Raw genomic sequence first — 24,112 nt, 5'->3', positions numbered from 1 at the left:
GTAATCACTTTCTCACGCCCCGGCGTGCACCCCTGGAGCCCGGGGTCTCGCCCACACGCTGCCGGTACAATGGTGTAAACCACTCGCCCGACCGCCTCTACCAGCCGGTACGACGAGACGACCGCCGCGCGGTCCCCTTGGCAACTCGACCGAATAGCGCCGGTTCCTTTTGCCGGTAATACCACCTGTCAGGCGGTTTCCGGCCTCCCCGTGCCCGCCCCGCCCCCGACCTTCGCGCACCGCCCCGCCGCACGACTGGACTCGCCTCCCCGCTCCTGCCACCCTTCTGTGCCTACCACGGCCGGCGCGGCGCGACGCGAGGCGGCGCCCGGTCCGACGCGCGTGGAGGTGCGGGAGTGAGGTCCGACGCGGGAGGTCCGGCGGCGCCCGGTGAGCGGCTCGACCGGCTCTTCGACGAGGTGCGCCCGTACGGCCCGACGGGGCGCCGGTACACCAACGAGGAAGTGGCCTCGGCCGTCCGGAGGGCGAATCCCGGCGTACGCGTGAGCGGCGCCTACCTCTCGGCCCTGCGCAAGGGCACCAAGCGCCACCCGTCCACCGAGCTGCTGACCGCCCTGGCCCGCTTCTTCGCCGTCCCCGCCTCCTCCTTCCTGGACGGGGGTCGCGCCACGGAGGCCACCCGCGCCGCGGAGGCCGAACTGGCCCGCGTGGCCGAGAACACGGGCGTCCGCGACCTGGCGCTGCGCGCCCTGGAACTCTCCCCGGAAGCCCTGGCCGCGACCGTGGAGATCGTCGAACACGTCCTGGAGCTGGACCGCCGGCACCGCACCGACGAGGGGGAACGGTCACCGTGAGGGAACGCGAACTGCGCCGCCGCTGCCGGCGGCTCCTCAAGGAACTGGACATCCGGCCGCCCCTGGACGTGGCCGAGCTGTGCCGACGGGTGGAACGACGGCGCGGCAGGCCCCTGCGGCTGGTCCCCTACCCCATCCCCGTCCCGGGGCCGTTCGGCATGTGGGTGGGGGCGCCCGGGGCCGACTACATCGTCTTCCAGAAGGAGACCAGCCGCGCCCACCAACGACACATCGTCCTGCACGAACTGGGCCACGTCCTGGCCGACCACCGCGGCGGCGGCCACGACGACGAACCGCCGATCCGACTGCACCGCGGCACCCGGGAGGCCGCGCCGGGTGAGCCGTCGACGTTCGACCTCGACCCGGGCGCCGTGCGACGGGCCCTGCGGCGCACGGGCTACGACGACCGGCAGGAGTGGGAGGCGGAGACGGTGGCCACGATCATCCTGGAGTGGGCGTCGGTGCTGGACCACGTGGCGCCCCGGTCCTCCGCCGACGCGGCGGCGGACCGCATGGGGGCCTCCCTGGGCGACCGGTTGGGGTGGCTGTGAGCCTGCTGCTGACCCTGTACGGCGCCGGTTCCCTGCTGGTGTCGGCGTGGATGGTCCACCGGCTGGCGCGCGCGCCGCGCGACGTGCCGCTGTGGTCGGTCACCGGACTGATCGTCTGTTGGGCGGCGGCCTACCCCTTCGGACTCGCGGCCGACCGCGACGAGGTGTTCCTGGGCCTGGCCCCCATGACCTCCCGCCTGGTCCAGCACGTCCTGGTGCTGTCCGCGGTCAACTGCATGGTCTACTTCTACCTCTTCTCCACGCTGGAGCCCGACCGGGCCCGCAGGCGGGCCTCCTGGTACGGCCTGGCGCTGTTGGCCGGGGTGGCCGCGCTGACCGCCGCCACGGCCGCGACGCCCGACGGGGTCCGCACCCGGGACCACACCGTCACCAGCGTGGCCGCGTTCCACGTGACGGCCGACCTCTACCTGGCCGCCGGCTTCGCCCTGGGATGGCTGTGGACCCGGCGTTACGCGCGCGTCGCCGAACCCCGGCTGGCGCGCGGGCTGCGGATCACCTCCTTCGGCATGGCGGCGATCGTGGTGGCCGACGCGCTCTTCGTGCCCGCGGTGCTGCTGCGCTGGGCCGGTGGCGACCGGGTCGACGCGTCGCTGGACACCGCCGGGGCCGCCGAGACGACGCTGGGGTGGTTCGGGGCGGTGTTCTTCCTGCTGCCGGGCATCGTGCTGATCCTGGTCGGCGTCACCTACCCGGCCGCGGTGATGCGGCTGACCGCGCTGCGCGTGTGGTGGCGGCACCTGCGGGCCTATCGGCTGTTGGCGCCGCTGTGGACGGCGCTGCACCGGAACTTCCCCGAGGACGCGCTCCACCGGGTGCCGGCGCGCCCGTGGCGCGACGCGCTGCGCCCGCGCGGGGTGCACCGCCGCTACTACCGCCGGGTCATCGAGTGCCGGGACGGCCTGGTGCGTGTCAGCCCCTACCTCGCGGCGCTCGACGAGGAGGGCGGCGGCCCGGCCGACGTCTCGCCGGGGGAGTTGGCGCCGCGCCTGCGGGAGGCGCTGCGGGCGCACGCCGAGGGGCGTCCCGCGACCGGTTCCGCCGTTCCCGTCGTCGTGCCCGACGAGGGCGACCTGGACGCCGACGTGCGGCAGTTGGTGGCGCTGTCGCGGGCGCTGCGGTCCGGATCGGCCGCACCGTGACGGGCGGCGCGTGACGGACGTGACGGGAGGACGCGGCGGCGGCGCGGACCGTCAGCCGCAGACCTCCCGGAGCCAGGGGTCTCCTCGGGCAGGCCGTCCACGACCCACTGGATCCGTTCCAGCAGTCGACGGGGATCCTGCCGCGGCTCGGCGAGGAACTCCAACGCCTTCCCGCGGAAGATCCGTCGGATCGTGGGCGGCACGACGTCCGAGGCGTCCGGGCACAGCCGCTCGGCCCGGTGGAACTCCCGGGACATCGCCGCGAAGTCCCGGACACCTCGCGGACCACCTCGCCGCCGGCGCCCCGGTCCCGCTCGTCGAGGGCGACACGGTGCTGCTCTACACGACCCGCGGCTGCTTCCGGAACCCCACCCGCGGCCTCGGCCGGATCATGGCGCGGGCGCGAGTCGCCGCCCCGGTCCGCGTCCTGCCCGAACCCGTGCGGTTCGGTGACCGCGAGTTCACCGAGGGCTGCGCGTTGGAGATCGAGGCCCTGGCACCGTTCCGCGCGGGCCGGGTGTTGCGCGACCTCGTGCCGCGCCTGTCGGTCTTCCCCGACCCGGCGTCCCGGAGCGTCCGCCTGCGCCGCACCGCCCTGACCGTCCCCGAGCGGGACGCCGAGCTGATCGAGCGGGAACTCGCCCCGCACCTGGTCCCGTACGCGGACGCGATCGACGGCTACCGCGCCGTCTGATCCCCCTCGACGGCGCGCCACCTCCCACCGTCGCCTCAGGCGCGCTTGAGCCTGCGGCGTTCCTCCTCCGAGAGCCCGCCCCACACGCCGTAGCGCTCGTCGTGGGTGAGGGCGTACTCCAGGCACTCGACGCGCCCTTCGCACGACTGACAGATCTTCTTGGCGTCCACCGGGGTTCTGCCCGGCTCGGGGAAGAAGGGCTCGGAGCCGATCTGCGCGCACAGCGCGCGCTCCCACCAACCGGTTGTCTGCCGCACCGGACCGGAGTAGTCGATTGCCATGCGGGGAAGCCTGCCCGCCACGAATCAATGAACGATCAACAGCACATCAACGCACGGCGGTTCGCCGCCCGCGGGCCTCACCCGACCCTCCCGCCGGGAGACGCCGTCCATTCCGCCCGAACGGTACCGCCCGCCACCGTCACCTCCGGTCACACGCCCACCCTTCCAGCTCCCACCCCCGTTTCCCTCGGGGTTTCGCAACCGGGCGTGTCCCGCCCCGGGCCTCGTGTGACCACTCCTGGACGGTGGGGACGAATCGGGGTGTCACAGCCCGACGGCGGGCAGCGACGACCTCGACCCACGTCTCCCCCACCTGGCGTTCGACATCCGGGGTATCCGCGGGATGTGGCATCCTCCGGCCATGCGACTTACCGACCGAGCAGGCGGCATCGTCCTGCGGCCGCTCCGCTACCAGTTCTCAGGAGCCAGGGGCGACCGTTGGGACGACAACTGGCTCGTCATCGGGGCCGAAGTCACCACACCGGCGACCAGTTGGTCCTTCGCCGACCCGTGCCTGCTGGTCGACGAGGCTCATGAGGTATCCGCATGGTTGCGTGCTGTCGCGGACGGGCGTAGGCCGGATGCGAAGCCGGATCCGGAGGGACACCTCCTCCCGGACCTTTCCTTCCTCGAACCGGTCCTCGCTTTCAGCCAGGTCCGGTGGCACGACGGCACGGGAGCGCTACGAGTCCACCTCTCGTTTGAGGCCGCGCCTCCGCGACACCGGCACGACGAGGATCCGGATCTCCGTCAATACGTGATCGATGTCGAGACGGACCGGGCCGAACTGATGCGGGCAGCGCAGGAGTGGGACCGGCACCTTGCGCGGTTTCCCCCGCGCTGAGGCAGCGGTTCCCCTGTGCGTCGAGGTTTGGTCCCGACGTTGTGGAGGGCGGGGCGGATGTGGGGCCGACCGGTGGCGAGGGCCCGTCCGACATCGTGGCGGGGTCCGGGGGTCGATTCTTCGGCCCGCCCGGCCGGCCGGCCGGGCGGGTCTGGACGGTTTCGGCGCACCGGTCGGTGCCCATGGGTCGGCCCGACGCGTTCGCATACGAACACTCGGGTATTCGAACCGGGTTGCCCGTCGCTGTTGTGCCGGGCCGTGCGACTGCTGCTGTCCGGCCGGCTCCGGACGGCCTGTCGTTTCCGGCCGCTAGTGTGACGTCGACTGTGACTTCGGTACGGGGAGGGGATTCTGTGAGCGACGGCAAGAGGGTGCTGGACATATCGACGGCGGACCTGAAAGCCTCCGCGCCGACGTTCCACACACAGAGCGAGAAGTTACGCCAGGCCGCGTCCACTCTGAAGGAGAAGCTGGATGCGCTGGGCGCCCCCTGGGGTGGGGACGAGCAGGGCCGGACGTTCGGGGACTCCTACGAACCGCACCGCACCACCATCGAACGCTCCGTGGGCATCCTGGTGGCCGGACTGGCCAGCATCCACGGGGCGATGGAGGACATGGCCGACGGACACGTGGACAACGAGGCCGCCATCAAGGGCATGTTCACCAGGGCTCCCGCCCCCTACGGCCCCTTCCCGCCCCAGCCCCCCGCCGACCAGCAGCCCTACGGCCCCTACGCGCCGCCCGCCCCGCAACCCTCCGCCCACCATCAAGAGTCAGGACAGGAAATGCCCTGATGGGGGCGTTCGAAGAGGCCAAGGAGTGGCTCGTCGAGACGATGGGCATGTGGTGGCCCGACGCCGACGAGGGCAAGTTACGCGATGCCGCGACCGCCTGGCGGGACTTCGCCGACACCGTCCAAGACGTACGCCAGGCCACAGGCGGCAAGGCCGGCGCCCTCATCGAGAACAACCGGGGCGAGGCGATCGACGCCTTCGAGGTTTTCTGGCACCGCTACTGCCACGGCGGCCGAGGCTGGCTCAACGACCTGGAGCAGGCCGCCCGCGACATGGCCACCGCCCTGGACGACTTCGCGAACGACATCGAGGACGTCAAGAACGAGATCGACACCCACATCGCGATCTCCGCCGCGACCATCGTCGCCGGGATCGGGCTGGCCGTCGTCACCGCCGGAGCAGCATCGGGCGCGGCGGTGGCCGCCGCGACGACCATCACCCGACTCGCCGCGTCCCTGGGTGTGGCCGTCTCCGCCAACGCCGCCCGCATCGCCGCCACCACCCTGACCGGTGCCGCCTTCGGCGGTGTGGAGTCCGTGGCGGTCAACCTCGCCGTCGCCCAGCCCATGCGCATCCACGCCGGCCTCCAGGACGGCTTCAACCTCAACCAGGTCGGTGACGCCGCCAAGGACGGCATGTTTTTTGGCGGTGCCTTCGGTGCGGGGTACGGCACGGTGCGGAGTTTCACGGGCGTCCCGTGGTCTCCTCGGTACGCCGAACTCATGGGGACGCGTCGATCGGCGGCGGCGAGGAACTCCCCGGAGTCGAAGATCCCGGTGCCACCGAAGACACCCGGCGACGCCGTCCTGTGGACCGGCGACCATGTGTACTACCGGCAAGGCTCCACGACCGTCGGCTATGACAGGAACACAACCCTCAACACGAATCTGGTGGGTCCGCGAGAGGGCTACCATGACGTAGTGGTCCACGGGAACAACAAGGGGTATTTCATGCCCGGGCGCACCAATCAAGCAGGTGTCGACTTCCCGCCGGGTGAGGTCAACCCCACGCACATCGCCGAGGCCGTCAAAAGTAATCCACATTACAATGGAGAACCCATCCGCCTCGTATCATGTCACTCCGGAACCGTGGCCCAGGGGAGTGGAGAGATACCTGCCGCCCAGGCTTTGGCGAATCGACTCGGCGTTCCCGTCCAGGCCCCCACGGACGAAGTGGGCGTGTTCCCCAAACTGCCCCCGGACAGGAACCGGTGATCCTCCACGACGGCTATTGGAGGACCTTCCTCCCCGTCACAGAATGACGATTGAGAGACGCGTTGTCGATGAAGATTCTCGGCTGCTACGAAGAGCTCTGGCCGACGGGCGCAGGGAAACCCGCCGGATCGATACGGGACTTCTTGACGGACGAACCCGGAATTCTGGAGGACAAGGCCGCCGACTACTTGAGGAGAGGACACGAGATCTTCTCCTCCATGGGGGTCGCCGAAGACGTCCTCGGTTCCGGGGAGGTCGTCCTCGGGGGTGGCTCCATCCACACCGACGGCGAATGGATCTGGCGGAGGGACCTCGAGTTCTATCTGCTCAGGTACCACCTTCGCCTTCCGGAGGAATTCACGGAGAAGGTTCGCACGGCGACGGCCGACACCTTCGACGTCGATGACGAGAGGCTTGTGGAAGTGACCTACGAGGTCATGCGCATCCTCAACAGCCCAAAGCGGACGGCTTCATCGACCAGAGCGGAGCCGGTGGATTGGAAGGCACGATTCCCTGCCGTACACAGGCTGCTGAGCGTACATCTCCACCAATCCCTCACGCATAAACACTCGCCACACAAGGAAGCCATTGACGATTACATCGCGACGACGAGCAAGGAGGAGCAGCGGCAACTCGTCGACGAGCTGAGGATCCTCCTGCGCCTCGCGGAGAGCGACGAACGCTTGGCCGAAGCAACCGATTCCCTGGGGCTGACGGCCGAGCCGCCGACGGGCGTAACGCCACGCCAGTGGATCCGGGACATCGGTGACATCGTCGCCCGAGCCTCCGCGTGAACGCCGAGCGAGGCGAACCGCTGCCCGCAGGCCCTCGCCTTGAAGGCGCGGAGGCACACGGCCTCCGGCCGGCTCAGCCCGGGTGGTGGAAGCGCACCGGCTCGGCGAGCACCGCCCGCGCACCGTCGAAGTCCGCCAGGCGGGCGGCGACCGTGGCGACGGCGAGGTGTTCGGGGAGGGCGGCGGAGAACTTCAGTCCGCGCACGGCCCGGGGGTCCACGTCGGGGAAGACGAGGTGCTCGCCCACGCTGTCGAAGGCCGCGCGCCACATCTCGGGGGTCAGGTCCTCACGCAGTCGGACGCTGCGGTCGTCCGGCCGCTGCACCGGATCGGCGATCGACGGGAGGGTGGCGGCCAGCGTGGCGTTGGCCCGGTATCCGGCCCAGGTCCACCAGCGCGTGTCGTTTCCGGCCCGGGTGACCAGTGTTCCGCCCGGGTGCACCCTGTCCGGGGCATCGGCCTCGCGCGCCTCGGACAGCCGGGCCTCGGCTCGACGTGTCAGCGACACCGGCGGGTCGACGCCGAGCAGCACCTCGCGCATGGCTCGTGTCAGTTCGTAGGAGAGCCCGGCGATGCCGCCGCCGGTCCACTTGGCGACGCCGCCGCCGTCGGCTGGTTCGACGAAGACCCGTCTGCGTTTCCAGTCGACGAAGGTGACCTGCCAGCTCCGTCCGGCCAGCAGCAGTCGTCTGGGGCCGGGGCGTTCCTCGGTCAGGACGGACGGGTCGGTCCGGCCGATCTCCTGGCGCCCGGCGAGCACGGTGAACTGCGGCGGCGCGGTGAAGGAGGCGGTCAACTCCATGAAGTGGCGTCGCCCGAAGCGTCGTTCGGCCTCCGGCCCGACGAACAGCATCCCGCCGTCCCGATCGAGGTAGCCCTCCTCCAGCAGGTGCCGCAGGACGGGGGCGGCCGAGCGGTCGAAGGGGGCGAGACCGTTCCACTGCTCGGGCCAGAGCCGGTCACCGAGTCTGTGCTGCTGCAGGGTGACGGCGAGGAGTTGCTGGGCGACGAGGTGGCTCGGCTCGGGCGGCGCGGTCACCGGTTCGACCCAGCCGCGTCCCCACAGCAGGAGGAGCCCGGCCGCCTGGAGCAGGGACTCCTCGCGCGTGGTCAGGAACAGGCAGTTGCGTACGGTGTCGGCGCGGCGGCCGGTGCGTCCGATGCGTTGGAGGAACGAGGCGACGGTGGCGGGCGAGTCGATCTGGACGACGCGGTCCAGGTCGCCGACGTCGATGCCGAGTTCCAGGGTGGACGTGGAGACGATGACGCAGTCCCGTGCCTCGGCGAACGCCTGCTCGGAGCGGGTGCGTTCGTCGACGGAGAGGGAGGCGTGGGAGAGGAAGACGGTCACCCCGCGCGCCCGCAGGGCCGCTCCGAGCTGTTCGACCTGGCTGCGCGAGTCGCAGAAGACCAGTCGCTTCTCGCCCCGGTGGAGTGCGGCGATCAGTTTGGCCGCGTTCTCCAGCGAGCCCACGTAGTCCAGCTCGACCTCGCCGGCGGGCCGTGACCCGCCGGGTGTGGCCGGAGCCTCGGGAGCGACGACCCGACCAAGGCGCGTCCCCCTGCCCGATCCCTGCAGCCACTCCAGCAGGTGGTGCGGGTTGCCGACCGTGGCCGACAGACCGACGCGCTGGACGGGGCGTCCGGTGATCCGCTCCAGCCGCTCCAGCACGGCGAGCAGGTGCCAGCCGCGGTCGTCGCCGGCGAAGGCGTGCACCTCGTCGACGACGACCGCCCGTAGGGTGCCCAACAGGTGTGCGTGATCGGTTGTGAAACCGATCAGCATCGCTTCCAGGGACTCCGGCGTGGTGAGCAGGATGTCCGGTGGGTCGGTGCGGATGCGCTGTCGTTGGGATTCCGTGGTGTCGCCGTGCCAGAGCGCGGCCCGTCGCCCCAACCACCGGGCATAGGAATCGACACGGGTGACGAGGTTGTTGAGCAGCGCCTTGAGCGGGCACAGGTACAGCACCGAGGTGCCGGTCCACTTCCTCTCCGCCATCGCGGACAACAGCGGGAAGCAGGCCGCCTCGGTTTTGCCGCCGGCGGTCGGGGCCAGCAGAACAGCGTCCTCGCCGTCCATCAACGGTGGGATCGCCGCCTTCTGCAAAGGCCGTAGGTCGGGCCAGCCGAGGGTGTTGACGATGTGGTGGAGCACGACGGGATCGAGCCGCTCCGCCGGGTCGGCCGTGCCACCGGCCGCCGTCATCACAGCTCCAGGTCGACGTCGTCGGCGGAGGAGGTGCCCGACACCGCCAGGTTCCGCTCCACATCGGTGAGTTCCCGACTCGCGACGGTCAGACGGTAGTGCTGCCGGGGGTCGAAATCGTCGAACTGGTCGACGCGGTCGAGGACGTCGCCGACGAGCTTCTTCAGGAACAACCGGGGCGCCACCCCGACCTTCCCGCCCAGCGCCCCGCCTACGGCCCGCGCGAGGTCGGCGACGTAGGCGTCGTCGACGACCGCCCCGATCCGCTCCGGCGCCGCGGCTCCTGCCGCGTACAGGTCGCGGATGGTGACGCCGAGGCCGACCAGGGACTCCTGGTTGAATCCGGGCAACCGGATCTGCACCGCGCGGGGGTTGTCGAAACGCGGATCGGTGGTGAAGTCGGTGGCGAGTCGCTGGGCGAGCGGGGCCAAGCGCTGGACGCCCTGCTGCCCGTCGTAGAAAGCAGGCGTGCCGGTGATCACCAGATACAGGCCGGGGAAGCGCCCGGAGTGCACCTCGTCGATGAGCTGCCGCAGCGCGTTGAGCGCCTTGTCGCGGGCGTCGGAACGGACCCGCTGCAGCGTCTCCACCTCGTCGAGGACGACGAAGAGACCGGCGTGCCCGGAGTCGCGCAGCACGGTGAGCAGTCCCTGGAGGAAGCCCAGGGCTCCGAAGTGGTCGAGGTCGCCGCGCACCCCGGCGGCCCTGCGGGCGGAGGCCGCGACGTGCGGCTGGCCGCCGAGCCACGCCAGGACGGCCGCGGCGGTCGCCTCGTCGCCGTCGGCGAGGGCGGACCGGTAGCCGCGCAGGGCGGTGGCGAAGGACGGGGCGTGCCGGGACACCTCCGCGAGGCGCGCGACGAGCAGTTTCTCCACGTCGCCGGGTAGTTCCTCCTCGGTCGCGCCGGCGGCGAGGGCGTCCTCCTCCAGTGCGTAGAACCAGGCGTCGACCACCGGGCGCAGCGCGCTGGGCGGGAAGCTGGAGGTGGTGAGGCGTTCGGTGAGTCGCCGGTAGACGGTCTCCAGCTTGTGCAGCGGGGTCTCGTTCTCCGAGATCTGGATCTCGGCCACGGCGAAGTTGCGGCGCTTGGCCCGTTCCCCCAGCCAGCGGGTGAAGAAGGTCTTGCCGGATCCGTACTCGCCGCGCACGGCCTTGAACACGGACCCGCCGGACGCCACCGCGTCCAGTTCCGCGTCCAAGGCCGCCTCGAACCGGTCGAGTCCGGTGGCCAGCAGGTCGAGTCCGCTCTCGGGCACGGCGCCGCGCCGCAGCGCGTCGATGACGGTGCGGCGGCGGGCGGCACTGACCTGGGCGGGGCGCGTGGGTCCGACGGTGTTCACGGGGACCAGTCTTCCATTCCCCGGGACGCCAACACCTCGGTGGAGTACCAATGGGTCCAGGCTTCCTTGCGGTGTGGGATCGCCTTGAACCCTTTCCAACCTGACGCGCGGGCTCGGCAGTAGGGCTGACAACGTGGTGAAGCCCTGGTGAACGGGTTTTCGACCCAGAGGACCGTCTCCTCAGAGGTTCCATGTGCTTGTTCGCCCGTCCGGCGTCGACGTGTCCGGCTCTGCCCGGCGCCGTCCACGACGTCCGGGCCACCCGGATCACCAGCCTCGTCCAAGCCACCCCCACCCTCCATCTGACCAGCCCAGACCGGGGGTGGGGAATCCGCGCCGGACCACAGGGCTCGAGCCGTAGACTTCGACACCGAACGCCGACGACGTCTGGCCGTTGCGCGCCCTCGCGGGGAGGAAGCCACATGCAGGACCCTTCGGACTCGATGGGAACCGCCGATCCTGTGGAGAACGGTCAGAGCGATACCGCCGATTCACCTGTTGTGGGCGACCCGACACCCGAATCGGACATCGACTCGATGACGGCATCGACGATCCTGGCGGAGGTGCTCCCGGGGGTTGCCGTCGTCTTCGGCGAGGTCCCGGCGGAACTCAAGCCCGATCTGATCGACTTCGGGCTCGTGCCGACCGCCGACCGCAAGCAGATCTCCACAGTCCTCGCCTCGATCGGGGACACGGCGACCGCGGCCGGCAACCTCGGAAACGCCTTCGCCGGCGTGCAGGGCCTCTACAGAATCAGCGACACGACACAGGCCCTGTTGAAGTCCGGCGCGACACTCGCAGTCAAGGACGGTGCGAATCTCGGAGCAGTGATGCTTCCAGGCCGCATCATCGGTCAGGCTCGCTTCATCCCCGTAACCGCGGTAAGCGCGGCGCAGACCGCGGCCGCACTCGGGCCGGCGCTGGCCATGGTCGCCCTTCAGATGCAGCTCAGTGAGGTCACGAGCCTTGTCAGGACCAACGTCGCACTGACAAGCCAGGTGCTCACCACCATTCGCAAGGAGCAGTGGGCCGAACTGACGGGGCTCGTCGCCAACATCGACCGCGCAGTCGAGCAGGCGCGAGAGATCGAATCGGTCACAACCTCCTTGTGGGAGGACGTCGCGGGTAGTGGGGCGTCACTGCTCAAGCAGCTTGAGCTCTACCGGGGGAACGTCCGCGACCACGTCGGGGAGATCGGTCGACCCGATACACGCAGCCGCCACGAGTACCTTCGGACGAATGCCGAGGCAATCGTCTTCGACGCCTACGCCCTTCTCTCCTCCGTCAAGGCATGGACCGGGTATCAGGCGCTTCGTGCCGGAAAGGCCAGAGTCGCTGGGCGTGAAGACGCTGCCGAGGCACGGCTCGCCGACGTCATCGCGCGCGACACTCGTACGGAACTCGACTCCGCTCTCGCCGAGACGAAGAGCCTCGTCGACGCGCTGACGCGGGAGCTGCGAATCATCGCCGAGCTCCCCGGACCCGACGCACGGCCACTGACGGGAAAACGGAAGGACCTGAAGGCGGCCCGCCAGACCTCCGCCCGTCTTCTGGAGGCGATCGAGCCTCTTGCCGATGCTCTCCGGCCGCCGGTTCCTCCGCTCGGCACTCCGGGTGTCGTCTGCGCACCCGAATCGCTGGATCTCGATCCGTACCTTCGCATCCTGCGGTGGTTCCTGGAGAGAGGTGAAATCCTGCGTGTCCTCGGCTTCCCCGAACAGCTCGATGCCCATGGCCCAGTCTCTGCGATTCTCGGTGGGGCGAGGGAGAAGCTGGCAGCGGTGGTGGACAAGGCCGCGACAAGGACACTGGTCGCCGTCACGGATCGCCGCATCATCACGGCCAGGACGAACGCTTTCCTCGAACAAGGCGAGATCCGCCAGGACATCCCGATCGACCGGGTGCGATACGTCCGCGCAGCGACCGCACAGGACGGAAGCACACGTTCGGCGATCGACCTCATCACGCGCGACGAAAACGTTCGGTGGCTCTTCCGCGCCGACATCGACAACACTCAAGTGGACGCGCTCGCCGCCGTGCTCGCCGAGTCGATGGCGATCCCGGACGTTGAACGCGATGCGCTTCAACGGCGGCGCCACGCTTCCGTCGAGGTCGGCAAGAAGAGCGAAAGCACTGGCACGAGGTCTACAGGACCGGCTGGGTCCGATGCCATGACCTGCGATGCAGAGTAGGCACCGGACCAGCTGCCGTACGGGACTCTCCGAGTCTCCGGTTGCTGGACCGCGAGACGCCGGGTGAGGCGCGCCCCGCGTCCGGTATTGCCGAGATTGATGGTGAACCGTGGGATGTCCGGGGGCGTCCCGGTCTGCGTGTCGACCGACTTCATGGAATGACCGTCTCGTCGCGCGGACGGTCCGAGTCAGATCGGACGGCCTTACCCGGTGGCGCGGTACGGCCGCGGTACGGGTCGGTATGGGTCGGTACGGCATCTTGCGGTATGGCAAGCCCGCTCGCAGGCACTGAGCCCTGAGGAGTCCGCACGTTTGCCCCGGAGATTGGCAGGAGAGGCCGCAGCATGATCGTTGAACTGGGCCCCGGAAACGGTGAAGCCGAACTGAGTTGGCGCAAGAGCGGCCACAGCGGCTCGGGGGGCGGCGACTGCGTGGAGGTCGCCCTCGCGCCCGGCGCCGTCCATGTCCGGGACTCGAAGGCACAGGCGGAAGCGGTGCCGGCCTTTCCCCGGGAGCAGTGGGCCGCGTTCACCGCCTACGCGCGGGAGAACGCCGTCTGACGACGGACCAGCCGGGGTGCCTCGGACCAAGGTCCGAGGCACCCCGGGTCGTGTCGTCAGCCCGCTCCGAGAGCGAACTGCTCGCGCAGCAGCGCCTCATGGAGCCGCAGGGTGCGGCCGTCCGGCAGGGTCTCCAGGACCTGCACGCCGTCGTAGTTGAGCAGTTGCCGCAGGACGGCGGCGAAACCGTCGCCCCGGCTGGTGGGCATGCCCGCGCGCTGGGCGAGGGCGGTGACGGGCAGGGTGCCGCCGGCGTCGAGCAGCGCGGCGAGCGCCTTGTGGACCTGCTCCTGTTGCGGCTTGCGGGCCAGTCCGCCGAGCTGCGCCCGGTACGTCTCCGAGTCGAGCAGCGCCTTCACGAGCGCCTCGGCCCGTGAGACGACCGTCGGCGTGAGCAGGGCGTCGTCTCCCCCGGCGGCCGGCTCCACCTCGAAGAGCGCTTCGTGCGTCCGCGCGAGTTCCGCCTGCTTCCTCTGGGGCTTCCCCGCCGGCTTCCTGGGAGCGGTAGGGGTCGCCGCGCCGACCGCCGGCTGGGCGGTGTGCCCACTCGACAGCGGTGTCCTCCCGGCCTCCTCCGGTGCCCACCAGACCGGCCGCTGGTCGCCCAGCTCCCGCCAGCCCCTGGGGGGTTCCGCCCCGAACGGCAGGAAGGCGAGGACCGGGATGGTGAACTCGGCGAGGGAGGCCCCGCCGTGGTAGCCGGCCTTGAGGGCGGTGTAGCGGGAGTCGGCGTCCCACAGGGCGACGATGGACGCGCCGGGCTCGGGCCACACCACGCGCGGCCCGGTGAGGGCGATCTCCCGTTCGGCGAGCGGTCCGCCGCCGGGCAGGCGGTGGCGGGCGGAGGCGGGGGCGGCGGCGGGGTCGACCCTGGTGCCGTGCCGGTCGACGACGTGGCCGTGGTCGCTGGTGAGGAGGACGGCCATGCCCTGGGCCGCCGCCACCCGCAGCAGGTCGCGCAGTCCGGGCACGTCGTCGACCCGCCAGGCGCCGTCGCCGAGCTTCTGCTCCCTGGCGAGCCGGTCGTCGATGGCGTTGAGGACGACGGCGACGTGGGTCCGGCCGTCGTTGAGGGCCTCCGTGAGCGCCGGACCGAAGGTGTCGCCCGCGGTCTCGGTGCGCAGGTCGTCCTTGTGGAACACGGCGGCCGGGGCCCCGCCCCACAGCTTCAGTGTGGGGAAGAGCCGCTTCTCGTCGGCCTGGGTGCCCTTCGTCAGGGTGCCCATGAGGAGCGAGGTGCGGGACACGGAGGTCACGGTGGGCAGGGCGGCGGCCATTGCCCGCCGGTGCGGGGCGCCACCCTCGGGCAGCGGATCGAACTCCGCCCAGAAGCGGCGCAGTTCCTCGCCGAGTTCGTTCGCGATGGCCGCGCTCATGCCGTCGAGCACGAGCAGTAGCACCCGCCGTTCCTCACCGCGCCGGACGATCGGTCCGACCACGCGGTCGAGGAAGGTCTCGACGGTGAGCATGGAGCCGGGCTGGGTGCCGGCCTTCGTCCAGGTCGCCAGGGAGCGGGCGAAGGAGGCGTCGATCCGTCGGCGCCGGTCCCTGACGCGGGTGCCGAGGGTGTCGTAGGCGGCCTTGAGGACGGGGTCCGGGTCGCCACCTGCCTCGATGTGCTCCAGGGCGAGGTCGGCCCAGCCGGTCTCGGCGATGTGCCGCTGTATCGCGTCGGCGACGGTGGGCGTGTCGGCGGCCGGGTCGGTGGCGAGCCAGCCGGCGAGGCGCTGCCCCATGCGGGCGCGTTCGACGCGGGCGGACTCCTCCGGTTCGGCGGCGAGCCGGTGGCTCTCCAGTTTCCGTACGGCGTCCGCCACCGCGGCCGGGTCGCCGGCGGCGAGAGCCCGGCCGACGGCAGTGAACCGGGCCTCCAGTCCGCCGCGCAGGACGGGGCTCGCCGTGACGGCCTGCTCGGCGCCGAACTGGCGGGCCAGCGCGGCGGCCCGGTCGAGCACGGTGCCGGTGGTGCGGCGTGCCTCGCGGGCCCGGTCGGCGTCGGCGCCGCCGGTGCGGTGTCCGGCCGCCAGCAGTGTGGTGACGTACTCCTCGGCGGCCCGGCCGAAGACGGTCACCAGGGCGTCGAGCTGGTCGCCGAGCGCCGGGGGTTGGTCGCCGAAGTAGCGCTCGGCGCGGCCCCGCGCCCGGTACGTGTCGGGGGCGGGCTCGGCGTGTTGCCACAGGGCCGCGCACACCAGGCCGAAGGCGGCGGCGTCCGCGCCGCGTTCGGCGTCGACGAGGGCGAGCAGGGCGCGTCCGGCGAGGCCCGCCTGGTCTTCCTCGCCGAGGAAGGCGGTCAGTCCGGCGCGTTCGGGGCCGCGCAGGCCCAGCAGCCGTTCGGGGGCGCCGGGGCGGGTCGACCAGTGCAGCAGGGCCTGCGCGTCGAGCCGGTCGTCGCCGGGTCGGTGGGTGCCGCCCTCGGTGTCGTGGCGGCCGAGGCGCAGGCGGCGCTGGGCGAGCGCGGTGAGGGCGTACTGCCTCGACAGCCAGCCGCCGGGCACGGACGGCCAGCCGCCGGGCGGAGTGGCGTCGAGCAGAGCCTCGGCGGCCCAGTTGACGTCCTTGAGCCGGGGGTCGATCTGCCGGGCGCCGAACGCCTCACCCACGACCTCCCAGCTGTCGACCGTGTCGATGCGCAGTTTGTGGACGCGGGCGAGGATCGCCGGGTCGAGTTCGTGCTGCTCGCGGTCGGTGAGGACGACCAGCACGGCGGGGCCGGGGCGGCGGCCCGCCAGGTGGTCGAGGACGAGTTCGTGGACGGCGAGCGGGGACGGCGCCACCGCGACGCCGGCCGTGCGGCCCTCGCCCCAGACGGGTTCGGCGGGGCCGTCCCACCGGGGTGCGGACCGCAGCAGCACGACCCGGCGCCTGCCCCCGCCGTCTCCCGTCAGGGAGGCGGCGAGGTGCGTCTGGGAGGACAGGTACTGGGTGACGGTCGCGGTGTTCAGCCGGACCGCGCCCGGTGCGGCGGTGGCGGTGTCCGTCATTCGACGACCTGCCAGGTGATCTCGATGGTCGCGTCGGGGTGGCGGGTCGCCAGTTCGGAGAGTTCCGCCTGGAGTTCGGCGGCGGCCCGGCGCACGGTCGTACTGCGGCGTCCGGACTTCCGCGCCGTGCCGCCGCTCGCCGGGGAGGGCGAGGGGGTCTCCCGCGTCTGGGTGTACGGGATCCGCGGGTCGCTGGACGGGGTGCTCAGGGGCTGGTCGTCGGCCCTGTCCTGGGGCCTGGCGGGCGGGGGCTGCGGGGCGACCGCGGCCTGGCTGCGCTTGATGAGGGCGACGACCTCGCGCTGGGTGCGGATGAGGGCGTCGCGCAGATCGGCGGTGCGCTGGTCGTCGCGGGCGATGCCGCGCAGCGAGTCGAGCAACGCCTCGCCCTCGGGGCCGAGTCCCGCGGCCAGTTCCAGGGTGTCCCAGGGCGCGGAGGCGATGGCCTCCGCGACGGCGCGGGCCTGCACGATGGACGTGCCGTACCGGTCGGCGCTGGTCTCGCCCAGGTCGAACGAGGCGAGGGCTTCCACGGTCTTCTTCGCCCCGGCCGCGCCCTTGCCGGCCTCCGCCGTGAGCGCGTCCAGCAGGTGCAGACAGCGGCGGGCGAGGGCGAGTCGGCCGGTGTCGGCGGTCTGGTCGAGGCCGAGGAAGGAGGCGTGGGTCTCCAGTTGGTGCACCAGGTCGGCCGCGTGCTCCCGGTGGGCGCGGGCGACGTCGATGATCTGGCGGGCGAACTGGTTGACCATCCGGCCGCGCCGCAGCGCGGGCGGCTTCTCCCCGAAGATCACTTCGAAGCGCCGGCGTGCGGTGTCCCAGTCGGACTCGGCGGGCAGTGGCTGGCTGCGCAGCGCGTCGTGGTCCTTGATCGCGGACAGTTCGGGCGCGGGGTCGAGGACGGTGCCGCCGCGCACCCACACCCGGTCGTCCATCTCGGCGAAGGAGGCGACGACGAGCCGGGCGAGGAAGTCGGGCAGGCCGCGCGGGTCGGGCTTGTCCGTCCAGTCGGTGAGCGTGATCAGGGACAGGTCTCCGGTGACGCCCTGGGAGCTGGCGAGCTGCCGGAAGTGGTCGGCCCAGTAGCGGGACAGCTCGAAGTACGCCTCCTTCTGCTGCCCGAGACGCAGCGGCCCGGCGATGCGCTGCATGAGCCCGCGGTCGGCGGCCGGGACCTCGATGCGCCCGTCGCGGGCCTCGGCGGCGGCCCGGACGTGGGTGAACACCTTCTTGGCGTCGACGGGCCTGACGGCGGTGCCGGTGGCGCCGGGGTCGAGGTCGGGGTGGGCCGGGTACTGGTGGGCGAGCAGCGTGCCCGCGATGTGCCGGATGCCGTCGCGCAGGCTCTGACCGAAGGACAGGGTGAGGCCGTCGACGTCGGGCAGCGCGACGAGGTGGTCGTCGAAGTCGGGCACGACGTCGGCGGCCTGTTTCCGGGCGAGGCCGTACGCCTGCTTGAAGGCGCCCTTGACCTGCTTGAGCAGAGCTTCGCGCTGGGTCTCCAGGAGGCCCTTGGCGCGGCTGCGGTTGTCGGCGTTGAGGTGGCCGGCGTACTGGGTGTCGAAGCGGTGCTCGTCGGCGAGCGCCTTGTCGATGACGACGAGGCGCCGGAAGTCGGCGAAGCGCTGCGCGGACAGGTGGGCGGGCAGCCAGGCGACGGTGCGGGACCGCTCGCCCTGTTGGCGCTCGCGCAGCCGCTGGATCCGGTTGGCGTCCTCGACCGGGCCCCACTCGCCCTCGTCGAAGGGGAGGTCTATGGCGATGCGCCAGCGGCCCTCCTCCTGCGGCATCAGGTCGTGGTCGGGCAGTTCGTCCTCGTCGGCGACGTTGCCGAAGACGATCTCCGCGGTGCGGGCGGTGCCGCGCCAGGTGAAGTGGAGCTGGTCGCTCAACTGACCGTGCTCGACGCCCAGTTCCTTCGAGAGCAGACGGCGGGCGAGCGCGACGCGGTTGCCGGGGTTGTCGTTGACCTGGGCGTTGGCGATGACGGAGTCCACGTCGACGCCGGACAGCTCCAGCCGCACGCCCGGGTTGGCGTCGGTCCCGGTCTCCTTGATCTCGGGGAACCGGGCCGCCCACTCGGCGACCTTGTTCTTGATGATGCCGACCTCGGCGCCCGGAATGGGGGCGAGGACCGAGCCGTGGTTGAGCGCGCCGAGCCGACGGATGGTCAGGTCGGACAGGGCGGGCACGCTGGGCGCGAGCGCGGACAGCAGCAGGGTGCACACGAGCCGGTTGTCGCCGACGAACATGCGGCAGCCGCCCAGCCGCTTGGGGTCGGTGATGGACTCGGGCCGGTTGCGGTACTGCTCGATGTCGTCCTCGGTGACGTCGTACGAGCTGAGCAGGTAGGGCCGCAGCTTGGTCCGGTAGAGCTTGTCGGCGGCCTCGAAGACGACCTTCAGGCTGTCGGTGAACGGCTTGTCGCCGCCTTGCGCGATCACCGGGTAGAGGTCGCCGACGGGGATGAGCTGCCCGAGGCGTATCTCGTTGCGGTGGTCGGCGAGGAGCTGGCCCATCAGCTTCAGACCCGTGCGGGAGCGCTGCAGCGCGGAGGATATGTGGACGAGGGTGTCCATGAACGCCGGCGAGAACGGGTACGTCAGCCGGAACGACTCCGCGTCCGCGCCGGTGGTGCCCTTCTCCGAGCCCAGGAGGGTGTCCCAGACCTGGGTGCCGACCCGCTTGGTCTGCTCGAAGGCCGCGTCGACGAGCCGTTCCGCCTCGGCGTCCCTGGGCTTGAGGAGGCGGGCGTGGGCGATCTGCGGGAGGTTGCGGTCCTCCAGGGTGATCTTGTCGAACCGGCCGGAGGCCAGGTTCAGGGTGTCCTGGATGGACGACTCGGCCGCGCCGGACACCTCCTCGCCGACCAGTTCGCGCAGGTCGCGCTGGCGGGCGATGAACGACACGACGGGGATGGCGCGGCGGGCGTCGCCGCCCTCCACGAAGTTCGTGATCTTGCTGGCCTCGCGCGCCACGAACTTCTGGTCGTGGATGAGGGTGGCCAGCCACAGGATCAGCTCGTCCATGAACAGGATCAGCCCGTCGTAGCCGAGCGACTTGGCGTGCTCGGCGATGACCGACAGACCGGCGTCCAGGGAGATGAAACCGTGCTCGTCCTCGGCGGCGTTCCTGGCGAAGCCGGGCAGGAGGTTCGTACTGGCGTCGTTGACCAGCTTGGCCCGCAGCTCGGCCGGGGTGGAGGGGTTGCGGAGGTTGAGCGGGACGTCCGCCTCGTGGCTCTCCTCGGCGGCGAGCGCGGTGTCCAGGAGCTGCGGGGTCCAGGCGAAGCCCTCGCCCCACTCGTCCTCGTCGTCATCCTCCGCGTCGCTGCCACCCAGGCCGCGGATGACGGCCTCATCGCCTGTGCTGGCGCGGAGCGCGCGGATGTCGGCGAAGAGGGAGTCGGTCCGGTACACCTGCGGGGTCGGGGCGTCCGGGTGCAGCTTCTTGACGTGGTGCACGTACCCGCCGAGGACGCGCTGCTCCAGGGCCTTCGCGCCGAGCATGTGGTACGGCACGAGCAGGAACTTCTTGCCGTCCGACTGCAGCCACTCGTGCCTGGTCAGCACCGGGTCGAACTCGGTGCGGGCGCGGGCGGCCTGGTGACCGCTGAGCAGCGCGTACAGCACGGCCATGAAGTGCGACTTACCGGAACCGAACGAGCCGTGCAGGTACGCCGCCTTGGAGCGGTGCCCGTCCAGCGCGGACTTGATGAGGGCCAGCGCCTCGTCGAAGTTCTCCAGCAGCCGCTCGGTGACGACGTAGTCCTTGAGCGCGTGCTGAGCACCCTCGGGTGTCGTGGCCTCGGCGAGGGACAGCACGAAGTCCGAGGTGGAGATGGACTCCTTGATGTCGATGACATCGCGGAGGAGGGGCTGCTGGGCCATTGCAGGTTCTCGCTCTCCCTGACGGTGGTCGGTGCTGCTGCTCGTACACGGTGTCGTGCCGGATCCGCCCCCCGGACCCGAAGCCGGTCCGGGGGTGGGACGGGGCTCGGAGGTAGGGATGGCCGGTGCGGTGGGCCGGCCGTCCTCGCCGGTGGCGAGAACGGATCCGGTCGTGCGGCGACCGGACGGGAACGACGCTCACGGCATCGGCCGGTTCGGGTCAAACGGGTTCGCGGCGTCTGCAGTCCTCGTCCCCCTCGTACCGAACGTCACCCGTACGGCCTGCGCACAGCACCCTACATCGGTACTCCCAACACCCCTATGCCGTACGTATTTTCGCCCACCGGCCCTCCGTGCACCGCGCCTTCGAACGCGTCGAGGGTCAGCTGCCAGGGCAGGGCGGGCGGGCCCGTCACGGAGCGACCGCGCGCACGAGGAGCGTCCCGATGTGCCCCGGGTGAGGTGCGTCGAGCACCCGTGCGTCGGCCGTGACGAACCCGGCTCGGGTGAGCAGGCGCTCCCAGACGGCCGGCCGGTAGCTGTAGCGGTAGGTGAACATCGCCTTTCCGGCGAAGCCTCCCTTGTACATGCCCTGCGGCCCGTACGCGCCGGGGATGGCCGGCGGCTGCGAGAACACGAAGACGCCACTGGGCCGGAGCCTCCGGCGGACCAGGGGGAAGAGACGGCCCGGGTCGGTGAACCAGGCGGCTCCGAAGATCGAGTAGATCGCGTCGTACACCTCCTCGTGCTCGCTCAGGTACTCCAGCACCTCGGAGCACACGAACTCCGCGCCGGTGCCGTGCCACTTGGCCGTGCTCTTTTCCACCATGACGGGAGACAGGTCGACACCCCGAGCGGCGACGCCGCGCTCGGCGAGGTGGGCGAGGGCGCGGCCTGTGCCGCAGCCGATCTCCAGCACGCGGCGCGGGTCGCCCAGCAGCTCCGGGCCGGGTCCGTGACCGGCGTACTGGGTCCAGCAGAAGCTCGGCTCCGTGTCCTCCCTGAAGGCGGAAGCGGCGAACGTGTCCCACAGCTCCGTCTCGGCGGCGATGTCGTGTTGTGCGGGCAAGGCGATTCCTCTTCGCGGGGGCCGGCCCCCTGTCCTCCCAGGGCACTGACGACAGGGGCCAGGGTGGGGCCGTTCAGTGACTGTCGGGGACCTTGTTGTCACACGGTGAGCAGTCCGTGCCGTCGATCGCCCACAGCTCCTCGTCGATGTCGAAACCGATCGACTTCAGGAAGTCCGCCGAGCGCAGGCACGGGCCGTCACGACGGCGCTCGACGAACGGGGCATGGTGCTTGTAGCGCCGGCGGACCCGGCCCGCGCCTCCGTCGAAGGCGGAAGGCCGCTCCCTTGAGCCGCCAGGAGGGTACGCGCGGCGTCAGGACCTGGGACCCTCCAGCCTGGGGGCAGTGGTGTCCGCGCCGTGCTGCTCAGCGTGTGCTGCGGCGAAGGTCTCGTGCTCTTCCACGACTTCGCCGTCCATGACGTCTCCCTCCGTCACTCGGCGTGACGGTTCCGCCAGTGGCAGGCCGGCGAGGTGCTTCTTGAGCCTCTTGGCCATCGGAAGGTAGGTCGCGAAGGTGAGCCCGCCGGAAACGGCAGCCCCTACGAGAGGGATGGCCTTCGAGACGGTCGTCGCGAAGGACTGTGTCGTCATCCTGACACCGAGATAACCCGCGACCCTTTTCACCAGGGGGTAGACGACCCCATGGGTGAGTGCCTTCTGAGGTAGCTTCTTGGCGACCTGCTCCGCCATCAGCCCCGCGACTTTCCCCACCCCAACGTTCGCCGATTTGGTGCCGAACATCACGCCGAAGAACAGAGTGAGCACCCCCTTGGTCGCGTCATCGACGCCATCGCCCTCGTCGGAGAACAGATCGGGCCAGCTGTAGAGATAGGCGAGCTTCTGCGCGATACGCAGCATGTGGCCGACGTACTGGGCCGTGTCGGCGGGCACCGTGGCGGGAAGGGCGAGGATGCCGGGTATCCCGGCGGCGGCGGAGAGGGCGCTGACCTTGGCCGTCTCGTAGCGGATGGAGTCGTTGGCCGCTTTCTCCAGAACGTCGACGGCGATACCCGCCGCCGCGGGGGTCTCTTCGATCGCCCGGCGGATCTCGTCCTCGGTACAGTGGCGCGCCAGCGCCGTGCGGAGGTACGCCTCCCGCTGGATACGCACACCGGGGAGCTTGGCCGCCGCCACCAGCACTGCGAAGAAGCGCGACTCGGGATTCTCGATGTCTTTGCCCTGTTTCATGGCAGGAACCTACAACAGCCCCGCTTTCCATGGGCCGGACCGAACCAACTGCGGTGACGCCTCGTCGGGTGCGGGCCGGTGGCGTGCGGGCCGGGTCCACCACGCTGCCGGTCGCCACCCGTTGAGGCGCCCCCGTCGTCGGGAAGCGAGCGGCTGTGGGAGGACGTTGGTCGGTGTGGCGGCCCACGCCGACGCGGGCACCCGGCGAGCAGGGCGCCGGGGCCGCTGAAGGTGTTGCGGGAGCGGACATGCGCAGGGCCCTCGGCAAGCACACGCCCGCCGGAGGGCCCTGCTATCGGCGCCATCTCCGTCAGCGTGCCGCGAACTCCAAAAAGGCGACCCACGCCGCGGGTTCCACGGCCAGTGCGGCACGGGCTATGTCCTTCGAATCACGGACGTGAACTTTGCCAGGGCAGACGGCGACCTCGACACACTGACCGCCCTCAGCGCCGCTGTAGCTGCTCTTGACCCAGACAAGCGCAGGCGCGGGACCGCGCTTTGCTTCAGCGTTCATCTCTCTCCCAACAGCTTCTCGATGAAGGCCAGGGACTCACTCGGGGTGAGAGCCTGCGCTCGGATAATCCCATAACGCGCGGACAGCGCATTGACCGCATCTCGCTCCGTGACCAGTGTGCTCCGTCCTTGCGCCTCCATGTAACCGACCTGTTGCCCCTGCCTTGGAACCAGCAAGGTAAACGCGCCGTCCACACCAGCATTGTCCTGACGGTCAAGCGGCATCATCTGAAGCTCGACGTTCCGCTTCTGTCCGAGCAGCAGCAGTTGCTCAAGCTGTCCACGCCACACCTGCTCACCGCCGAGCGGTCGCCGTACAACCGGCTCCTCCATGACGAAGCTCAGCAACGGGGCGGGCCACCTGTCGAAGATTTCCTGTCGTGCGAGCCGCGCCGCAACGCGCTGTTCGATAGTCGCCTCGTCGAGCAGCGGACGCCGCATCTCCAGCAGAGCCCGCGTGTACTCCTCTGTCTGCAACAGGCCGTTCACCACGTGGGTGTCGTACACGAATAGCTCGCCGGCCTCGGCCTCCAACTTGGCCGCGTCCCGGAAGAACGCCGGATACTGAGCCCGAGCCACCTCCTCCTTGCTCGCGCTCAACACTCCACCTGCTTGCAGCACTTCATCCGCCTGGTCGATGAACTTCGGCGGCGGAATGCGTCTCGCCTGCTCGAACGACGCGATCGTCGAGGCCGAGTACCCGGTCAGCGACCCGAGCCTCGCGCGGTCCAGGCCCGCCCGCTCCCGGAACAACTTCAACTGCCGCCCGAACACGCACAGCATGCCCCTCCCGACCTCGTACTCCGGCTGCTGAACCTCGTCGTCCACGCCGCAGCTCCTCTCGTACAACCGCCCAGTCGGCCAACTCGGGGCCCGGGGATCGGTCACGCCCACCACCATGTACAAGCGCACCGACAGCGTGTACAGCTCCTGCCCGTCAGCGCATCACTCCTGGTCAACGCTACGCAGAGTCCGACACCGTTGGCCCTGTGAATCCAGCGACTCCCCCGAACGGGCATATCCCG

The 24,112-nt window shown here is 70.7% G+C and carries 19 protein-coding genes; 10 read left to right on the top strand and 9 right to left on the bottom strand.

Annotation, left to right across the window (positions count from 1 at the left end; all coding sequences use genetic code 11):
* The first annotated feature begins 356 nt into the window (after positions 1 to 356).
* From F0L17_RS21760 to F0L17_RS21745, 4 genes are all read left to right on the top strand, one after another.
* On the top strand, positions 357 to 815 hold the full coding sequence (locus F0L17_RS21760) for an XRE family transcriptional regulator (protein WP_155072377.1): 459 nt from the start codon (positions 357 to 359) through the stop codon (positions 813 to 815).
* On the top strand, positions 812 to 1,366 hold the full coding sequence (locus F0L17_RS21755) for a hypothetical protein (protein WP_162466538.1): 555 nt from the start codon (positions 812 to 814) through the stop codon (positions 1,364 to 1,366). Before F0L17_RS21760 ends, F0L17_RS21755 begins: the two co-directional genes overlap by 4 nt.
* The gene (locus F0L17_RS21750; RefSeq protein WP_155072376.1) at positions 1,363 to 2,526 is read left to right on the top strand and encodes an MAB_1171c family putative transporter; all 1,164 of its coding nucleotides are present in this window, start codon (positions 1,363 to 1,365) and stop codon (positions 2,524 to 2,526) included. Before F0L17_RS21755 ends, F0L17_RS21750 begins: the two co-directional genes overlap by 4 nt.
* A 331-nt stretch (positions 2,527 to 2,857) precedes the next feature.
* A complete protein-coding gene (locus F0L17_RS21745) occupies positions 2,858 to 3,220 on the top strand; it encodes a hypothetical protein (RefSeq protein WP_162466537.1) in 363 nt (120 codons plus the stop codon).
* A 35-nt stretch (positions 3,221 to 3,255) separates the two neighbouring features.
* On the opposite strand, the gene F0L17_RS21740 is transcribed toward F0L17_RS21745, so the two are convergent.
* Positions 3,256 to 3,501 (bottom strand): WhiB family transcriptional regulator, encoded by a 246-nt coding sequence (locus tag F0L17_RS21740; protein WP_155072375.1) that lies wholly within the window; start codon positions 3,499 to 3,501, stop codon positions 3,256 to 3,258.
* Between the two features lie 361 nt (positions 3,502 to 3,862).
* Here F0L17_RS21740 and F0L17_RS21735 point away from each other — a divergent pair, with 361 nt between their 5' ends.
* From F0L17_RS21735 to F0L17_RS26850, 4 genes are all read left to right on the top strand, one after another.
* Complete coding sequence (locus tag F0L17_RS21735; protein WP_155072374.1) at positions 3,863 to 4,345, top strand: WapI family immunity protein; 483 nt, start codon at positions 3,863 to 3,865, stop codon at positions 4,343 to 4,345.
* A 353-nt stretch (positions 4,346 to 4,698) separates the two neighbouring features.
* Positions 4,699 to 5,139 carry a WXG100 family type VII secretion target gene (locus tag F0L17_RS21730; RefSeq protein WP_338018169.1) on the top strand — a complete coding sequence of 147 codons (441 nt, stop codon included), beginning with the start codon at positions 4,699 to 4,701 and terminating at the stop codon, positions 5,137 to 5,139.
* Entirely contained in the window at positions 5,139 to 6,353 is a 1,215-nt protein-coding gene (locus tag F0L17_RS27765) for a WXG100 family type VII secretion target (protein WP_238419525.1), read from the top strand. Before F0L17_RS21730 ends, F0L17_RS27765 begins: the two co-directional genes overlap by 1 nt.
* Positions 6,354 to 6,421: 68 nt before the next feature.
* Positions 6,422 to 7,147 (top strand): contact-dependent growth inhibition system immunity protein, encoded by a 726-nt coding sequence (locus F0L17_RS26850; RefSeq protein ID WP_162466536.1) that lies wholly within the window; start codon positions 6,422 to 6,424, stop codon positions 7,145 to 7,147.
* 73 nt (positions 7,148 to 7,220) lie between these two features.
* On the opposite strand, the gene F0L17_RS21715 is transcribed toward F0L17_RS26850, so the two are convergent.
* Together F0L17_RS21715 and brxD are read right to left on the bottom strand one after the other, a co-directional pair.
* Positions 7,221 to 9,353: a DEAD/DEAH box helicase gene (locus tag F0L17_RS21715; RefSeq protein WP_155072373.1), complete on the bottom strand. Its 2,133-nt coding sequence runs from the start codon at positions 9,351 to 9,353 to the stop codon at positions 7,221 to 7,223.
* Positions 9,353 to 10,693 carry a BREX system ATP-binding protein BrxD gene (gene brxD / locus F0L17_RS21710; protein WP_162466535.1) on the bottom strand — a complete coding sequence of 447 codons (1,341 nt, stop codon included), beginning with the start codon at positions 10,691 to 10,693 and terminating at the stop codon, positions 9,353 to 9,355. Before brxD ends, F0L17_RS21715 begins: the two co-directional genes overlap by 1 nt.
* Positions 10,694 to 11,115: 422 nt before the next feature.
* Between brxD and F0L17_RS21705 the strand changes: the two genes are divergently transcribed.
* Positions 11,116 to 12,885, top strand: coding sequence for a hypothetical protein (locus F0L17_RS21705; protein ID WP_155072372.1), 1,770 nt, complete (start codon positions 11,116 to 11,118; stop codon positions 12,883 to 12,885).
* Positions 12,886 to 13,229: 344 nt separating this feature from the next.
* Positions 13,230 to 13,445: a DUF397 domain-containing protein gene (locus F0L17_RS21700; protein ID WP_155072371.1), complete on the top strand. Its 216-nt coding sequence runs from the start codon at positions 13,230 to 13,232 to the stop codon at positions 13,443 to 13,445.
* A gap of 56 nt (positions 13,446 to 13,501) precedes the next feature.
* Here the strand turns inward: F0L17_RS21700 and pglZ are convergent, their stop codons facing one another.
* The 6 genes from pglZ to F0L17_RS21670 form a co-directional block, all read right to left on the bottom strand.
* Complete coding sequence (gene pglZ, locus F0L17_RS21695) at positions 13,502 to 16,429, bottom strand: BREX-2 system phosphatase PglZ (RefSeq protein WP_155072370.1); 2,928 nt, start codon at positions 16,427 to 16,429, stop codon at positions 13,502 to 13,504.
* Complete coding sequence (gene pglY / locus F0L17_RS21690; protein ID WP_155072369.1) at positions 16,426 to 20,316, bottom strand: BREX-2 system ATPase PglY; 3,891 nt, start codon at positions 20,314 to 20,316, stop codon at positions 16,426 to 16,428. Before pglY ends, pglZ begins: the two co-directional genes overlap by 4 nt.
* Before the next feature lie 412 nt (positions 20,317 to 20,728).
* The gene (locus F0L17_RS21685) at positions 20,729 to 21,385 is read right to left on the bottom strand and encodes a class I SAM-dependent methyltransferase (RefSeq protein WP_155072368.1); all 657 of its coding nucleotides are present in this window, start codon (positions 21,383 to 21,385) and stop codon (positions 20,729 to 20,731) included.
* Positions 21,386 to 21,698: 313 nt separating this feature from the next.
* A complete protein-coding gene (locus tag F0L17_RS21680) occupies positions 21,699 to 22,574 on the bottom strand; it encodes a hypothetical protein (RefSeq protein ID WP_155072367.1) in 876 nt (291 codons plus the stop codon).
* Positions 22,575 to 22,884: 310 nt separating this feature from the next.
* Positions 22,885 to 23,088, bottom strand: coding sequence for a DUF397 domain-containing protein (locus F0L17_RS21675; protein WP_155072366.1), 204 nt, complete (start codon positions 23,086 to 23,088; stop codon positions 22,885 to 22,887).
* Complete coding sequence (locus F0L17_RS21670) at positions 23,085 to 23,915, bottom strand: Scr1 family TA system antitoxin-like transcriptional regulator (RefSeq protein WP_162466534.1); 831 nt, start codon at positions 23,913 to 23,915, stop codon at positions 23,085 to 23,087. The genes F0L17_RS21675 and F0L17_RS21670 overlap by 4 nt, the downstream gene beginning before the upstream one ends.
* Between the last annotated feature and the right edge of the window lie 197 nt (positions 23,916 to 24,112).

Source organism: Streptomyces taklimakanensis, from assembly GCF_009709575.1.
GTDB lineage: Bacteria > Actinomycetota > Actinomycetes > Streptomycetales > Streptomycetaceae > Streptomyces > Streptomyces taklimakanensis.
Note: the sequence above shows the minus strand (reverse complement) of the source record. Positions and strands in the feature narration are given on the sequence as shown.

What these genes read in the sequence shown, in the direction of transcription:
- F0L17_RS21715 (WP_155072373.1), bottom strand. Translation starts at nt 9,353, where the DNA reads ATGACGGCGGCCGGTGGCACGGCCGACCCGGCGGAGCGGCTCGATCCC.
- F0L17_RS21740 (WP_155072375.1), bottom strand. Translation starts at nt 3,501, where the DNA reads ATGGCAATCGACTACTCCGGTCCGGTGCGGCAGACAACCGGTTGGTGG.
- pglZ (WP_155072370.1), bottom strand. Translation starts at nt 16,429, where the DNA reads ATGACGGACACCGCCACCGCCGCACCGGGCGCGGTCCGGCTGAACACC.
- F0L17_RS21680 (WP_155072367.1), bottom strand. Translation starts at nt 22,574, where the DNA reads ATGAAACAGGGCAAAGACATCGAGAATCCCGAGTCGCGCTTCTTCGCA.
- F0L17_RS21735 (WP_155072374.1), top strand. Translation starts at nt 3,863, where the DNA reads ATGCGACTTACCGACCGAGCAGGCGGCATCGTCCTGCGGCCGCTCCGC.
- F0L17_RS21675 (WP_155072366.1), bottom strand. Translation starts at nt 23,088, where the DNA reads ATGAACGCTGAAGCAAAGCGCGGTCCCGCGCCTGCGCTTGTCTGGGTC.
- pglY (WP_155072369.1), bottom strand. Translation starts at nt 20,316, where the DNA reads ATGGCCCAGCAGCCCCTCCTCCGCGATGTCATCGACATCAAGGAGTCC.
- F0L17_RS21705 (WP_155072372.1), top strand. Translation starts at nt 11,116, where the DNA reads ATGCAGGACCCTTCGGACTCGATGGGAACCGCCGATCCTGTGGAGAAC.
- F0L17_RS27765 (WP_238419525.1), top strand. Translation starts at nt 5,139, where the DNA reads ATGGGGGCGTTCGAAGAGGCCAAGGAGTGGCTCGTCGAGACGATGGGC.
- F0L17_RS21700 (WP_155072371.1), top strand. Translation starts at nt 13,230, where the DNA reads ATGATCGTTGAACTGGGCCCCGGAAACGGTGAAGCCGAACTGAGTTGG.
- F0L17_RS26850 (WP_162466536.1), top strand. Translation starts at nt 6,422, where the DNA reads ATGAAGATTCTCGGCTGCTACGAAGAGCTCTGGCCGACGGGCGCAGGG.